Genomic DNA, 15,249 nt, shown 5'->3' with positions numbered 1-15,249 from the left:
ATTGCTTGCGTCTTGATTCAGGACACCAGTCCCAGCGCGCGCTTCACCGGGCCAAAGCTGCGCCGATGATGTTCAGTTGCGCCATGTTCAGCCAGCTTTTCCAGATGGAAAGCCGTTGGATATCCCTTATGCTGGGCGAAACCATACGCGGGATAAGTGAGGTCCAGCGCGGCCATTTCGGCGTCGCGCGTCACTTTGGCAATAATAGAAGCTGCACTGATCTCTGCGACGCGGCTGTCGCCTTTAACGACGGCCATCGAAGGCATCGGCAGCGCCGGGCAACGGTTACCGTCGATCAGCACATATTCTGGCACAACCTTCAGGCCAGCAACGGCTCGCTGCATTGCCAGCATCGTGGCATGCAGAATATTCAGATCGTCGATTTCATTCGGCTCTGCGCGCCCTACGCTCCACGCCAGCGCCTTCTCTTTAATTTCATCGAACAGCGCCAGGCGGCGCTTCTCACTGAGTTTTTTTGAGTCGTTCAGACCCATAATCGGGCGCGTTGGATCGAGGATCACCGCCGCGGTCACCACGGCACCGACCAACGGGCCGCGCCCGACTTCATCCACTCCGGCAACGAGGTGCGTGTGGGGATAAGTAAATTCCATCATTTTGCTAACTCCAGCACTGCATCAGCCGCCTGCTCATCAGCATTACAGCGGATCTGCTGATGCAGTTCACGGAAAGTATCGTGCATCTGGTGGCTGGTCTTGCCGTTGGCCAGCAGCGGCAGCAGGGCATCCGCAAGCGCCTGCGGCTGGCACTCATCCTGCAACAGCTCTTTAACCAGCTCGCGCCCGGCAAGCAGGTTTGGCAGGGAGACATAATCCGTTTTCACCAGACGTTTTGCCAGCCAGAAGGTAAACGGCTTCATGCGATAACCGACCACCATCGGGCATTTCGCCAGCATACACTCCAGCGCTGCCGTGCCGGAAGCCAGCAGTGCGGCATCGCTTGCATACATGGCTTCCCGCCCTTTCCCGTCGAGAAGACGAACGTGAAGATCCGGGGCAACGTCTGCTTTGATGCGCTCAAACTGCTCGCGGCGTTTGGCATTCACCAGCGGCACAACTACTTCAAGATCGGGCCAGGTCTGGCGAAGAATCTGCGCGGTCTTCAGGAAATCAGCGCTCAGCATCTCGACCTCTGCGCCACGGCTGCCCGGCAGCAGCGCCAGACAGTGCACATCATGCGGGATACCCAGCACGTCGCGCGCCGCGTTTTTATCCGGATCCAGCGGCATCGCATCCGCCATGGTATGACCGATAAAACGGCACGGAACATTAAATCTGTCGTAAAACGCTTTTTCGAAAGGCAGGAAAGCCAGCACCAGATTGGTGGACCGTCCGATTTTGAAAACGCGTTTCTGTCGCCACGCCCAGACGGACGGACTGACATAGTGAATGGTTTTGATGCCCTGCTTTTTCAGATTACCTTCGAGGGTAATGTTGAAATCAGGTGCATCGATACCGACAAACACATCGGGTTTGAGTTCGGTAAAGCGGCGGGTGAGATCGGCACGAATATGCAGCAGGCGTCGCAGGCGCCCCAGCACCTCGACGATGCCCATCACGGCCAGCTCTTCCATTTCATACCAGGCTTCACAGCCTTCGGCCTGCATCAGCGGGCCAGCCACGCCAACAAAGCGAGCATTGGGTACGCGCGCCTTAAGCGCCCGGATGAGACCTGCACCAAGAATATCGCCGGAGGTTTCTCCGGCGACCAGGGCTATCGTAAGCGGACGACTGTCGACCATTAACGAATCAGACCCCTCGTGGAACGGTCAAAGAATTCCATGAACGCGTTCACTTCAGGATGCTTATTCGCCAGCTCGGCAATTTCCGGCTTCGCCTCTTCCAGCGTTTTACCGCTACGGTACAGCAGCTTGTACGCGTTGCGGATCGCAGTAATCGCTTCGCGGCTAAAGCCACGACGCTTGAGGCCTTCGATGTTCACGCCAAACGGCGTGGCATGGTTGCCCTGCGCAATCACATACGGCGGGACGTCCTGCGCCACACCGGAGCATCCGCCGACCATCACGTGTGCACCAATGATGCAGAACTGATGGACTGCGGTCATGCCGCCAATAATTGCGAAGTCATCAACCGATACGTGTCCTGCCAGCGTTGCGTTGTTGGCAAGAATACAGCGATCGCCCACGGTACAGTCGTGCGCAATGTGCGCATTCACCATGAACAGGTTGTCGCTGCCCACCTTCGTCAACCCACCACCCTGCACTGTTCCACGATGAATGGTGACGCTTTCGCGAATACGGTTACGATCGCCAATTTCCAGACGGGTCGACTCACCAGCATATTTCAGATCCTGGTTAACTTCGCCGATGGAAGCGAACTGATAGATCTCGTTATTGCAGCCAATGGTCGTGTGACCATTCACGACAACGTGAGATTTCAGTACTGTACCCTCACCAATTTCGACATGGGGTCCAACAATACAGAACGGGCCAATGTGGACGTTTGCGCCAATAATGGCACCGGTTTCCACAATAGCGGTAGGATGAATAAAGGCGGATTTATCAATCACGTATCAGGACTCCCGGCTACGAGCACACATCATCGTCGCTTCGCAAACAACTTTGCCGTCAACCAGCGCTACGCCTTTGAAGCGAGTCAGGCCACGACGCGTTTTTTCAAAAGTGACTTCCATGATCATCTGATCACCAGGCACGACAGGACGCTTGAAGCGTGCTTCATCAATACCTGCGAAGTAATACAGTTCACCCGGCTCCAGCTTACCGACGCTTTTAAACGCCAGAATACCGGTAGCCTGAGCCATCGCTTCCAGAATCAACACACCCGGGAAGATAGGCTTACCCGGGAAGTGTCCCTGGAAGAACGGCTCGTTCACGGAAACATTTTTCACTGCGCGCAGAAAACGACCTTCTTCAAAATCCAGCACACGGTCTACCAGCAAAAACGGGTAGCGGTGCGGCAGAAGTTCTAAAATCTCTTCAATATGCAGAGTATGAGTGTCAGTAGTCAAAATACTCTTCCTGTCAAAATGTACTGATAACAATAATAACACGGCCTGCCGGTTTATTAGAAAGCCGACAGGCCGGGAAAGATAGCGTTAAACGGGTGACGTTTAGTCTTGTTGATCGATCTTACGCTCAAGAGACTTGAGTCGCTTGCTCATATCATCAATGTTCATCACCAGAGCTGCTGTTTTACGCCATACCTTGTTGGGTTGCAGCGGAATACCGGAGGAATAGACGCCAGGTTCAGTGATAGGACGCATTACCATGCCCATGCCCGTCACCGTCACCTTGTCGCATATTTCCATATGACCATTAATCACGCTCGCGCCGCCAATCATGCAGTAACGACCAATTTTCAGGCTGCCCGCCATGATGACGCCCCCCGCAACCGCGGTATTGTCGCCAATCACAACGTTATGCGCAATCTGGCACTGGTTATCGATGATAACACCATTGCCAATGATCGTGTCGTCGAGTGCACCACGATCGATCGTGGTACAGGCCCCGATCTCCACGCGATCGCCAATAATAACGCGACCAAGCTGCGGGATCTTAACCCAGTTACCGCGATCGTTCGCGTAACCAAAGCCATCAGAACCAATCACGGTACTGGACTGGACGAGGCAATTTTCGCCGATTTCAACTTCATGATAAACGGACACATTGGCCCATAAACGGGTTCCAGCGCCGATTTTCGTATTTTTCCCAACGAAGCATCCGGGGCCAATGACGACGTTATCGCCCAGCTCAACGCCAGATTCAATAACCGCATTCGCGCCAACGGCCACGTTGTTACCCAGCTTAGCCGTCGGATCAATCGCTGCACTGGCAGCAATGTTCTGCGCCGGCTGCGGCGTGGTATCAAGAATTTGAGCCATGCGTGCATACGTCAGGTAGGGATTTTTCACTACCAGCGCGCTTCCAGTGGCAAAAGGAAGATCGTCCTGCGTCAGAACAACAGCTGACGCCTGGCATTGAGCCAGTTGTTCACGGTACTTAGGGCTTACCATGAAGGTAATCGTGCCAGCTTTAGCAGATTGCATGGACGCAACAGCGGTGATGACGATATCGCCATCACCGTGTAATTCTGCATCCAACTGCTGAGCTAAATCAGCCAGTCGAATTGAAGGCATTACTTATTTAACCTGTTTCAGAACATCAGCGGTGATGTCTTTAACATCGCTGCTGTTGAAAGCAACGGCGTTCGCATCAACAACCAGATCGATGCTCTGATCGGCAGCAACTGCTTTAACAGCAGTCTGAATGCGAGTCACCAGCTTGCCACGCTCTTCGTTAGAACGACGCTGACGATCCTGCTCGAAAGCCTGCGCTTTCTGGGAGAAGGTCTGGCGCTGAGCCATAACGTCTTTTTCCAGTTTGCTGCGATCGCTTGCTTTCATGGTAGAACCATCACGCTGCAGACGCTGCATTTTGGACTGAAGATCGCCTTCCATACGCTGCAGTTCGCTCGCACGGCCTTTGAATTCGTTTTCCAGAGTCGCAGAAACACCTGTTTTCTGAGCGACCTGCTGGAACAAATTACCCATGTTGACGATTGCGATTTTGTCTGCTGCCTGAGCAGAAGTTGCCATCGCTAAACCGAGACCTGCAGCTAATAACCACTTTTTCACAATTAACTCCTTACCATCCCATTGGCACCAGAAGGTACCGTTCTTTGCGTGGCAAGGCGACCGTTTTACCGATCGCCGGTTGTCAGCGCTACACTGCCAACGCATTCCATTGCAGCGGATTATTACCAGGTTTTACCAATGTTAAACTGGAATTGCTCCGCTTTGTCTCCATCGTATTTCTTAAACGGCTGGGCGTAGGAGAAGACCAACGGCCCCAGCGGTGACATCCATTGTAATGCGATACCGGCAGACATGCGAATATTGCCCGGATCGCTATAGTCTGGAACGCCAGCCGCGCGCATCTGGGCAGTATTCTCCCAGTTGGTATCCCACACCGTACCCGCATCCCAGAAGAAGGACGTACGTACGGAGTTCGCGTATTTATCACTGATAAATGGCGTTGGGGTGATGAACTCGAGGCTCGCCACGGCCATGGCGTTACCCCCTACCGCATCATCAGAGCTACATACTTGTTTTGGATCACGGCTTGCGCAGTTATCTTCATCATTACCGCCGTAATAAACCGCTTTCGGACCAATGTTGTTAGACTGGAAGCCACGCACGGTGCTTGAACCACCCGCGTAGAAGTTCTCATAGAACGGCAACTCTTTACTGCCGATACCGTCACCATAGCCCCAACGGGTACGACCCAGCACCACCCACTTGTGATCGTCATCAATCGGGAAGTAGGACGCGGTATCCAGCGTCACCTTGTAGAACTCGTTATCGGAACCAGGAATGGTCACCTTACCGTTCAGGTTAACGCGAGAGCCTTCCGTTGGGAAGAAACCGCGGTCAAGACGGTTGTAGGTCCAGCCATAGTTGAAGGTGAAGTCATCTGCAGCAAAACCGTTGTCATCGCTGGAGGTACTCGCCGACTGGCCGATGGAATCCAGATAACGCCACATCGCCACCTGCGGCTGCATGTTGGACAGGTCGTTATGCACGTAACCTAAGCCCGCTCGCAGGGTGTTGTATTCGTTAACCGGGAAGCCAAGCGTTCCGTCCACACCGTAACTTTTGTTGGTGTAGGAAGACAGATCTGCATCATCCGCTTTAAAGTCGTTATAGAAGATACGACCGCCCAGGCTCACACCGTCAACGGTGAAGTATGGGTTGGTAACGGAGAACTCAGAGTAGGTCTGGTAGTCGTTTTTGGTACCGTTAATACCAACAGAGTAACCCGTACCCAGCCAGTTATCCTGCTGGACGCCTACCTGGAAACTCACGCCGCTTTCCGTGCCGTAGCCCACGCCGAAGTTAAAGCTACCGGTGTTACGCTCTTTCACTTTATAAACGACATCAACCTGATCCGGGCTGCCCGGTACACGCTGAGTTTCAGTATCTACGGTTTCAAAATAGCCCAGACGGTTCAGACGCTCTTTACCCTGGTCGACCAGGTCGCTGCCCAGCCACGCCCCTTCCATCTGACGCATTTCACGACGCAGAACGGAGTCTTTAGAGGTGTCATTACCGACGAAGCGGATCTTACGCACGTAGAAACGGTTACCCGCATCAACGTTAACGTGCAGCTTAACGGTTTTATCCGCATCGTTGATTTCCGGCTGAGTTTGTACGCGCGGATAGGCATAACCATAGCGGCCGAGCAGCTTCTTAATGCTGTCTTCCATTTTGGTGACTTTGGATCCGCTGTACAGATCGCCCGGCTGAATTTTGGTCAGCGATTCGATCTCAGCAGAATGCCCCGCCAGGTTACCACTCACTTCAACACCAGAAAGCTTGTACTGATCGCCTTCAGTGATGTTAACCGTAATGTAGATACCTTTCTTGTCCGGAGTCAGACTGACCTGAGTCGAGTCGATATTGAAGCGAGCATAACCGCGATCCAGATAGTAGCTGCGCAGGGTTTCAAGGTCGCCCGCCAGCTTCTGTTTCTGGTATTTACGATCGCCAACCACGTTCCACCACGGCACTTCATCGCGCAGCTGGAAGGTCGAGATCAGTTCGTCGGTGCTGAACGCGTGGTTACCCACGATGTTGATCTGCTGGATCTTCGCAGAAACACCTTCCTGGAAGACCAGCTTCAGGTCAACACGATTACGCGGGAGCGGAGTGACAACCGCTTTCACGCTGGCGCTGTATTTACCGACGCTGTAGTAGAAGTCTTCCAGACCTTTTTCAATGTCTGAAAGGGTTGTGCGGTCCAGAGATTCACCCACACGAACACCCGATGCTTCAAGATTTTGCTTGAGCATGTCATCTTTCACCGACTTGTTGCCGGAGAAAGTGATACTGGCGATCGTTGGACGTTCTTTTACCTGTACCAGCAGCGTATCACCATCGCGCAGGACGCGGACGTCCTCGAAGTTGCCGGTGGCAAACAGAGCACGGATGGTGTTACTGATATCTTCATCATTAACCGTATCGCCGGGGCGCACAGGCATACTAAGGAGGGCCGCACCAACGGCGACACGCTGAAGGCCTTCGAAATGAATATCTTTCACTACGAACCCGTCAGCACCGTATACGGTGGCGCTGCTAAACAGCAGCGACGCTATGAGCAACTTTTTCATCGCCATCGTTATTATGCGTTCTTCCTAACTAACTCTCTTACAACCGAGAGAAATCATTGAAAAGTGCAAGCCCCATTAACAGCACCAGCAAAATCGAGCCAATGCGATAACTAAAGTCTTGAACTCGCTCGGATACCGGCCCGCCTTTTAGCTTTTCAATCGCTAAAAACAGCAGATGACCCCCGTCTAAAACGGGAAGCGGGAACAGGTTGATAATCCCAAGGTTCACGCTAATAAGCGCGAGGAACATGAGATAGTAAATCACCCCGAACTCCGCTGACATCCCAGCCCCCTGAGCAATCGAGATTGGCCCACTGAGGTTGTTCAGTTTCACATCACCGGTTATCAATTTCCCCAACATGTTGACCGTCAGCTTCATCAGTTGCCATGTTTTATCCGTGGCTTCAAGAATGGCGCTGAACGGCCCATACTGGCGTATTGTCTTGTACTCATCTGGCAGCGGGATCACTTTTGGCACAACGCCTGCAAACCCTTCTGCCTTTTTGCCGACCGACTTCGTATCCGGGATCAGCGTCAGCGAAAGCGGACTGCCTTGCCTTTCAACTTCCAGCGCAAGGGACGTCCCCGGATTATCGCGCACCAGAGTAACAAAGGTCATCCACTCTGTTAATGGTTGACCATCGACTTTAACGATCCTGTCGCCAGCTTGCAAACCCGCTTTGCTCGCCGCCGAATTTGCCTGTACTTCGGCTAATACCGGCTCAATCTGCGCGCCGCGGGGACGAATGCCCAGCGCAGCGACGGGATCCTCTTTGTCTGGCTCGAAACGCCAGTGGCGTAAATCCAGTACTTTGTCCTGACGCGCGTCTGACCCAAACGGCGATACGCTGATAGTTGTCTGCGGATCGCCAATTTTGGCTACCAGCTGCAGTCGCACGGCATCCCAATCAGGGGTTTCGATGCCATCAATCGCTTTAAGTTCCATCCCGGAGGTAATTTGCGCACTCGCCGCGATGGAGTCAGGGGCAATATCCCCCACTACCGGACGCACGCCAGGGACGCCGATGATAAACACCAGCCAGTAAGCGAAAATCGCAAAGATGAAGTTGGCTACCGGTCCGGCAGCGATGATAGCGGCGCGTTGTCCAACGGTTTTGTTGTTAAACGCACTGTGTCGCAGTTCGGGAGCGACAGGCTCAACACGTTCGTCGAGCATTTTGACGTAGCCGCCAAGCGGGATAAGGGCGATGACAAATTCCGTGCCGTGACGGTCGGTGCGCGTCCAGAGTGATTTGCCAAAACCAATGGAGAATCGCTCTACCCGCACACCACAACGGCGAGCAACCCAGAAATGGCCAAATTCATGCACGGTAATCAGTACACCCAGTGCAACAATGAACGCCGCCAGATTCCAGAGAATGCTCAGCATAAAACCTTCCGTTAAATCGTCCCGAATACCAGTAAAAGCAGGCAAGCAAATACTGGAACAGCCGCTGTCAGGCTGTCAATGCGATCCAGTATACCGCCATGCCCTGGAATAAGATGTCCGCTGTCCTTAATCCCTGCTTCACGCTTAAACATACTTTCGGTTAAATCACCGAGCACTGAGGCAAGTGCAGCAAAAATCGAGCACACCAGCAGTATTGACGGTGCCACGGCCAGATCTGCCCAGATGCCATAGCCCCAGGAGATGATCGCTGCCGTAAACAAGCCGCCGATGAAGCCTTGCCAGGTTTTCCCCGGCGAAACTTTTGGTGCCAGCTTATGTTTGCCAAACAGTTTACCAAACATATAGGCCCCGGAGTCAGCCCCCCAGACGAGAATCATCACATAAAGCAGCCAGATCGCACCGCTGTAGTGATTTTCGTCATAGTGCCAGGCGCGCAGCGCGACCATGCCCCAGAAAAACGGAACAATGGTGAGCAAACCAAAAATCAGTCGCAGCACTTTTGAATGACGCCAGATTGCGGCCGAACCTGGATAAAAAAGCACCAGCAACAGCGCAACAACCCACCAGGCCAACGACATCCACAAGGAGCCGGCAACCAGCGGTTGATGAATATCATGGTGATATTCAGGCAACGTAAACAGCATTATGGCCAGGATAAAGCCACAGAGTACCGCAAGCCATACTCGCTGGCTGCGCGAGGTAAAGCCGCTAAACTGTCCCCATTCCCACGCGGCAAGCATGCACACTACCAGCGTGACAATGGCGAATCCCACCGGGGGCAGTAAAAACAGCGCCGCAATGACAATGGGTATTAAAACAAAAGCGGAAATCAGGCGATACTTCAGCAAAAGCTACCCCCATCAGGCTTTGTCGCCACCTGGCTCGGTGCCGCCGAAACGACGCTCTCGATTGGCAAAGGCATGCAGCGCACCTTCAAAGTCTTGTTCATCAAAATCGGGCCAGAGAACATCTGTAAAGTAAAGTTCAGCATAGGCAATTTGCCATATCAGAAAGTTACTTATGCGATGTTCCCCCCCTGTCCTAATTACCAAATCCACAGGTGCCAGTTCATTCATGCAGATTTGCTTGCTCAGCGCCTCTTCATCAATCTGGTCGGGTCTCAACAGCCCTTCCTGAACCTGTTCGGCCAGATGCCGAACGCCCTGGATAATATCCCAGCGTCCACCGTAATTCGCCGCAACGTTGAGCGTCAGACCGGTATTATTTTCCGTCAGCGCTTCTGCTTTACGAATCCGCTCCTGCAAACGTGAGTTAAAACGACTGGTATCGCCAATGATGCGCAGGCGAACGTTGTGGCGGTGCAGGCTTTTTACTTCGCTGTCTAGCGCCCACACGAACAATTCCATCAACGCAGTCACTTCCTGCGGAGGTCGATTCCAGTTTTCACTGCTAAAAGCATAGAGCGTTAACGCATCAATGCCGTTATTGGCGGCAAAAGAGACGGCGCGGCGAACAGATTTCGCTCCCGCTTTATGCCCAAAGGCTCGTATTTTCCCTTGTCTTTTCGCCCAGCGCCCGTTGCCATCCATAATGATTGCTACATGACGGCAGCCATGAGCTGGCAAGTTTTCGCTTATTGGTTGATTCGCAGACAACATAACGCGTTTTTTGTCCCTGAAAGGATTTAACGGTACTCAGGAATACTTAAGCCTGTACATAAAAAAGCCGTGTCAAACCACGGCTTACCTGACCACATAAAGTCAAATTCCTGCGATCAGGTGGCGCAGACTATATCACTGAAGCCCAACGCTAACAAATAGCACGACCACTAGTGCTTGCTTTATCACCAGCTTGCGAGACGTGTCACCTGTTTACGCGCAATATCACGAGCAGCTGTATCCACCGCCAGTACCTCTTCCACGCTTTGTGGCTCGCGCAAATCCATCATTTCCAGTACCGATAAATTTAAGGACGCGATATCGGTAAAACGGATCTGCTGATTCAGAAATGCGTCAACGGTAATTTCATTGGCTGCATTCAGTGCTGTCGTCGCCGCCTGCCCCTGGTCAAAGGCGTTCATTGCAAGCTTCAGACAAGGATAACGATCGTAGTCTGGTTCACTGAACGTCAGAGAACTGAGCTTACAGAAATCAAGCGGCTTCACGCCGGATTTCACCCGGTTCGGCCATGCCATTGAATGGGCAATAGGCGTACGCATATCCGGCTCGCCGAGCTGTGCCAGCACGCTGCCATCCTGATAGCGCACCATCGAGTGAATCACCGACTGCGGGTGGATCAGTACTTCCATCTGTTTCGCCGACGCATTAAACAGCCAGCGCGCTTCAATGTATTCCAGACCTTTGTTCATCATGGTGGCAGAATCCACGGAGATTTTACGCCCCATTGACCAGTTCGGATGACGGCACGCCTGATCCGGCGTCATTGCGCGCAGTTCAGACAGTGGCGTTTCACGGAACGGGCCACCAGACCCGGTAAGCAGAATCGACACAACGCCATTCTGCTCCAGGTCAGCGTACCCCAGGTTCTGTTGAAAAGGTTGCGGTAAACTCTGAAAAATGGCGTTATGCTCGCTGTCGACCGGTAAAAGACGCGCCCCGCGCTGTTTTACCGCGTCCATGAACAGACGTCCGCAGGTCACCAGCGACTCTTTATTGGCGAGCAAAACATCTTTACCGGCATCGATCGCAGCAAGTGTCGGCAGCAGCCCGGCTGCGCCGACAATGGCCGCCATAACCTGGTCAACCTCATCCAGCGCCGCCATCTCGCAGGCCGCCTGCTGGCCACTCAGCACCTCGGTTCGGCTGCCCTTCTCACGCAGTTGGGCTTTTAGCAGGCGCGCGCCCTCTTCGTCATCCATCACCGCATAGCGGGGCATAAACTCCAGGCACTGCTCGACCATACGCTGCACATTCTTACCGGCCACCAGCGCTGTCACGGTGTAAAGTTCAGGATTATGGCGGACGACGTCGAGAGTACTGCAACCAATGGAACCGGTTGAGCCGAGGAGTGTTAAATGCTTCATGAGATGCCCGAAAAAAGTTAGACCAGATAAAAGCAAAACGCCGCCAGCAAGACCCGAAGTCCCTCTGAACGGCGTTTATCAGTGTACGACAGAAATCAGAACTGCATCAGTTCCGCTTCTTTTTCTGCCAGCGCCGCATCAATTTTCTTGATGGCAGCGTCGGTCATTTTCTGAATGTCGTCCTGAGAACGACGATCGTCATCTTCGCTGATCTCTTTTTCTTTCAGCAGTGCTTTCACTTTATCGTTCGCATCGCGACGCACGTTACGCACGGAAACACGACCTTGCTCAGCTTCACCGCGAACCACTTTGATGAGATCTTTACGACGCTCTTCCGTCAGCGGAGGCAGCGGAACGCGGATGTCAGCACCCGCTGAGCTTGGGTTCAGACCCAGGTCAGAAGCCATGATCGCTTTCTCAACGGCCGGGCTCATAGAGCGATCGAAGACGTTGATTTTCAGCGTACGGGTATCTTCAACCGTCACGCTCGCGAGCTGACGCAGAGGGGTTGGCGTACCGTAGTATTCTACGATGATGCCATCCAGCAGGCTTGGGGAAGCACGGCCAGTACGGATTTTGCTGATTTGGTTTTTGAACGCTTCTACGCATTTGTCCATGCGTACTTCAGCATCTTTTCTGATGTCGTTAATCACGTTACGAATCCTTGAAAACTTGTCTCAGGCAGACTATCCGCCAGCACAGCGCTACAGGTGTGCTAAGTATAGTCGCGTTTAATTCATGACAACGCCAAAGGCGCGTCCAGGTAAGATACCACTACAAAGTAAAGCGGAATCTTACCTGTATTTATCGTCGACGGAAATTATTCCGTGATCAAAGTGCCTTCTTTTTCGCCCATGACCACGCGACGCAGTGCGCCAGGCTTGTTCATGTTGAAGACTCGGATCGGCAGTTTGTGGTCGCGAGCCAGCGTGAAGGCGGCAAGATCCATCACTTTCAGCTCTTTATCCAGCACTTCGCTGTAGCTCAGCTGATCGTACATGGTCGCAGAAGGATCTTTTGCCGGGTCGGCAGTAAACACGCCGTCTACTTTGGTCGCTTTCAGCACCACGTCGGCTTCAATTTCGATACCGCGCAGGCAGGCAGCGGAATCGGTGGTAAAGAACGGGTTACCCGTACCGGCGGAGAGGATCACCACGCGGTTGTTGCGCAGCAGGCTGATGGCCTCTGCCCAGCTGTAATTATCGCAAACGCCATTCAGGGGAATCGCGGACATCAGGCGGGCATTCACGTAGGCGCGATGGAGCGCATCACGCATTGCCAGGCCATTCATCACGGTTGCCAGCATACCCATGTGGTCGCCCACAACGCGGTTCATCCCCGCTTTCGCCAGACCAGCACCACGGAAAAGGTTGCCACCGCCAATGACCACGCCAACCTGGATACCCAGTTCGACCAGTTCTTTGATTTCCTGTGCCATGCGATCAAGGATGCTTGCGTCAATACCGAAGCCTTCCGATCCCTGCAGCGCTTCGCCACTCAGCTTAAGCAGAATGCGTTTGTACACGGGTTTTGCATTGGTAGCCATGTTTCTTTCCTGAGACTGTCAACGATTAAGATGGGAGTTAATTCTGGCGACATAATATGCCGCAAATCAGCACGGCGATACTGGAGCCTGTCTGATTTCCTGTGACGGGTGACAAAAAGAAGCCGCCCTCAGGCGGCTCCTTTTCAATCATTAAGACTGCTTGGACATTGCAGCAACTTCTGCTGCGAAGTCAGTCTCAACTTTCTCGATGCCTTCGCCCACTTCGAAGCGGATGAAGCCAGTTACGTCAGCGTTGTGCTCTTTCAGCAGCTGAGCAACAGACTTGCTTGGATCCATAACGAAAGGCTGGCCAGTCAGAGAAACTTCGCCGGTGAATTTCTTCATGCGGCCTTCAACCATTTTCTCTGCGATTTCTTTTGGCTTACCAGACTGCATCGCGATGTCCAGCTGAACCTGGTACTCTTTCTCTACCACTTCAGCAGACACGTCTTCTGGCTTAACGAATTCTGGTTTGCTTGCAGCGATGTGCATTGCCAGCTGTTTAACCAGCTCTTCGTCAGCGCCTTTAGCCGCAACCAGAACACCGATACGTGCACCGTGCTGGTAAGAACCCAGTACTTCGCCTTCCAGGGAAGATACGCGACGGATGTTGATGTTCTCACCGATTTTAGCAACCAGCGCAACACGTTCTTCTTCGAACTGTGCTTTCAGAACTTCAACGTCAGTGATTTTGCCAGCAACAGCTGCGTCCAGAACTTTGTTCGCAAATGCCTGGAAACCGCCATCTTTAGCAACGAAGTCAGTCTGGCAGTTAACTTCCAGAATGATGCCGTAGGTGCCGTCGATTTTAGTGATGATCACGCCGTCAGCAGCAACGTTGCCTGCTTTCTTAGCTGCTTTGATCGCACCGGATTTACGCATGTTTTCGATTGCCAGCTCGATGTCGCCGTTCGCTTCAGTCAGCGCTTTTTTGCAATCCATCATGCCTGCGCCAGTACGCTCGCGCAGCTCTTTTACCAGGGATGCGGTAATTTCAGCCATTCTTAAATCCTCGGGAGATGTGAACTGCCCGGCCGGAGGCCAAACAGTGTAAATTGAAAAAAGGGGCCGATAATGGGCCCCTATTCATACACGGTACTAATAAGGGGTAAAACCTTATTATTCAGCTTCTACGAAGCTTTCTTCCGCCTGAGAAGCCAGATCCTGGGAACGGCCTTCACGAACGGTAGCAGCTACAGCGCTCAGGTACAGGCTAACAGCACGGATTGCGTCGTCGTTACCCGGGATAACGAAGTCAACACCGTCCGGATCGGAGTTGGTATCAACGATAGCGAATACCGGGATACCCAGGTTGTTAGCTTCTTTGATAGCGATGTGCTCGTGGTCTGCATCGATTACGAACAGCGCGTCTGGCAGGCCGCCCATATCTTTGATACCGCCCAGGCTGTTTTCCAGCTTGTCCAGTTCACGAGTGCGCATCAGCGCTTCTTTCTTAGTCAGCTTGTCGAAAGTACCGTCCTGAGACTGGGTTTCCAGATCTTTCAGGCGCTTGATGGACTGACGAACAGTTTTCCAGTTGGTCAGCATGCCGCCCAACCAGCGATGGTTCACGAAGAACTGGTCGCAGCTGTTAGCAGCATCTTTCACAGCTTCGCTTGCAGCGCGCTTAGTACCAACGAACAGAATCTTACCTTTACGGGAAGAGATCTTGTTCAGCTCAGCCAGGGCTTCGTTGAACATTGGTACAGTTTTCTCAAGGTTGATGATGTGAACTTTGTTACGCGCACCGAAGATGAAAGGCTTCATTTTCGGGTTCCAGTAACGGGTCTGGTGACCAAAGTGAACACCAGCCTTGAGCATGTCGCGCATGGAAACAGTTGCCATGTTTTAAAACCTCTATATTGAAAGTTGGGGTTATGCCTCCACGTATCCCATATTACCGACCCCGAAGGGCACCCCGGAATATGTGCCGATACGTGTGTGTTGTTACACAAAGTGAGATTTGTCGCTTCCGTCCAGCCTGTGTATCTGAGATGGATCGGAAGTCCGGCGCGCTTTATACCACAAAACACGACCAGAAACCAACAGTTGTTGGCGGAGTGTGCTGTTAATGATTCTCAATTTGGCACGGGGCGTGCCTGACTGATACCATTGACGACAC

At 52.8% G+C, this 15,249-nt stretch carries 15 protein-coding genes; all 15 read right to left on the bottom strand.

The annotated features are described in order from the left end of the window. Positions 1–17: 17 nt before the first annotated feature. Positions 18–614, bottom strand: a complete 597-nt coding sequence (gene rnhB, locus HBA26_RS16885; RefSeq protein WP_028015588.1) for a ribonuclease HII — start codon at positions 612–614, stop codon at positions 18–20. Further along, positions 611–1,759 (bottom strand): lipid-A-disaccharide synthase, encoded by a 1,149-nt coding sequence (gene lpxB, locus HBA26_RS16880; protein WP_041911188.1) that lies wholly within the window; start codon positions 1,757–1,759, stop codon positions 611–613. Before lpxB ends, rnhB begins: the two co-directional genes overlap by 4 nt. Next, the gene (gene lpxA / locus HBA26_RS16875) at positions 1,759–2,547 is read right to left on the bottom strand and encodes an acyl-ACP--UDP-N-acetylglucosamine O-acyltransferase (RefSeq protein WP_023310462.1); all 789 of its coding nucleotides are present in this window, start codon (positions 2,545–2,547) and stop codon (positions 1,759–1,761) included. The genes lpxB and lpxA overlap by 1 nt, the downstream gene beginning before the upstream one ends. A gap of 3 nt (positions 2,548–2,550) precedes the next feature. Next, complete coding sequence (fabZ, locus tag HBA26_RS16870; RefSeq protein ID WP_010426706.1) at positions 2,551–3,006, bottom strand: 3-hydroxyacyl-ACP dehydratase FabZ; 456 nt, start codon at positions 3,004–3,006, stop codon at positions 2,551–2,553. Positions 3,007–3,108: 102 nt separating this feature from the next. Next, entirely contained in the window at positions 3,109–4,134 is a 1,026-nt protein-coding gene (gene lpxD, locus HBA26_RS16865) for a UDP-3-O-(3-hydroxymyristoyl)glucosamine N-acyltransferase (protein ID WP_041911190.1), read from the bottom strand. 3 nt (positions 4,135–4,137) lie between these two features. Continuing rightward, complete coding sequence (gene skp / locus HBA26_RS16860) at positions 4,138–4,632, bottom strand: molecular chaperone Skp (RefSeq protein WP_014882635.1); 495 nt, start codon at positions 4,630–4,632, stop codon at positions 4,138–4,140. 122 nt (positions 4,633–4,754) lie between these two features. After that, on the bottom strand, positions 4,755–7,172 hold the full coding sequence (gene bamA, locus HBA26_RS16855) for an outer membrane protein assembly factor BamA (RefSeq protein WP_028015584.1): 2,418 nt from the start codon (positions 7,170–7,172) through the stop codon (positions 4,755–4,757). A gap of 31 nt (positions 7,173–7,203) precedes the next feature. Continuing rightward, positions 7,204–8,556 carry a sigma E protease regulator RseP gene (rseP, locus tag HBA26_RS16850; RefSeq protein WP_041911192.1) on the bottom strand — a complete coding sequence of 451 codons (1,353 nt, stop codon included), beginning with the start codon at positions 8,554–8,556 and terminating at the stop codon, positions 7,204–7,206. 11 nt (positions 8,557–8,567) lie between these two features. Next, the gene (cdsA, locus tag HBA26_RS16845) at positions 8,568–9,425 is read right to left on the bottom strand and encodes a phosphatidate cytidylyltransferase (protein ID WP_126345467.1); all 858 of its coding nucleotides are present in this window, start codon (positions 9,423–9,425) and stop codon (positions 8,568–8,570) included. Positions 9,426–9,437: 12 nt separating this feature from the next. Further along, positions 9,438–10,196 carry a (2E,6E)-farnesyl-diphosphate-specific ditrans,polycis-undecaprenyl-diphosphate synthase gene (gene ispU, locus HBA26_RS16840; protein WP_028015581.1) on the bottom strand — a complete coding sequence of 253 codons (759 nt, stop codon included), beginning with the start codon at positions 10,194–10,196 and terminating at the stop codon, positions 9,438–9,440. Between the two features lie 185 nt (positions 10,197–10,381). Then, the gene (ispC, locus tag HBA26_RS16835; protein ID WP_047367359.1) at positions 10,382–11,581 is read right to left on the bottom strand and encodes a 1-deoxy-D-xylulose-5-phosphate reductoisomerase; all 1,200 of its coding nucleotides are present in this window, start codon (positions 11,579–11,581) and stop codon (positions 10,382–10,384) included. A 95-nt stretch (positions 11,582–11,676) separates the two neighbouring features. Beyond that, complete coding sequence (gene frr / locus HBA26_RS16830; protein ID WP_003856180.1) at positions 11,677–12,234, bottom strand: ribosome recycling factor; 558 nt, start codon at positions 12,232–12,234, stop codon at positions 11,677–11,679. 167 nt (positions 12,235–12,401) lie between these two features. Further along, on the bottom strand, positions 12,402–13,127 hold the full coding sequence (gene pyrH / locus HBA26_RS16825) for a UMP kinase (protein WP_008501910.1): 726 nt from the start codon (positions 13,125–13,127) through the stop codon (positions 12,402–12,404). A 150-nt stretch (positions 13,128–13,277) separates the two neighbouring features. Continuing rightward, positions 13,278–14,129 (bottom strand): translation elongation factor Ts, encoded by an 852-nt coding sequence (tsf, locus tag HBA26_RS16820; protein ID WP_028015579.1) that lies wholly within the window; start codon positions 14,127–14,129, stop codon positions 13,278–13,280. A 117-nt stretch (positions 14,130–14,246) separates the two neighbouring features. Next, entirely contained in the window at positions 14,247–14,972 is a 726-nt protein-coding gene (rpsB, locus tag HBA26_RS16815; protein ID WP_003856207.1) for a 30S ribosomal protein S2, read from the bottom strand. Positions 14,973–15,249: the final 277 nt, after the last annotated feature.

The sequence above is a fragment of the Enterobacter sp. 725m/11 genome, assembly GCF_011683705.1.
Taxonomy (GTDB): Bacteria; Pseudomonadota; Gammaproteobacteria; order Enterobacterales; family Enterobacteriaceae; genus Enterobacter; species Enterobacter bugandensis.
Note: the sequence above shows the minus strand (reverse complement) of the source record. Positions and strands in the feature narration are given on the sequence as shown.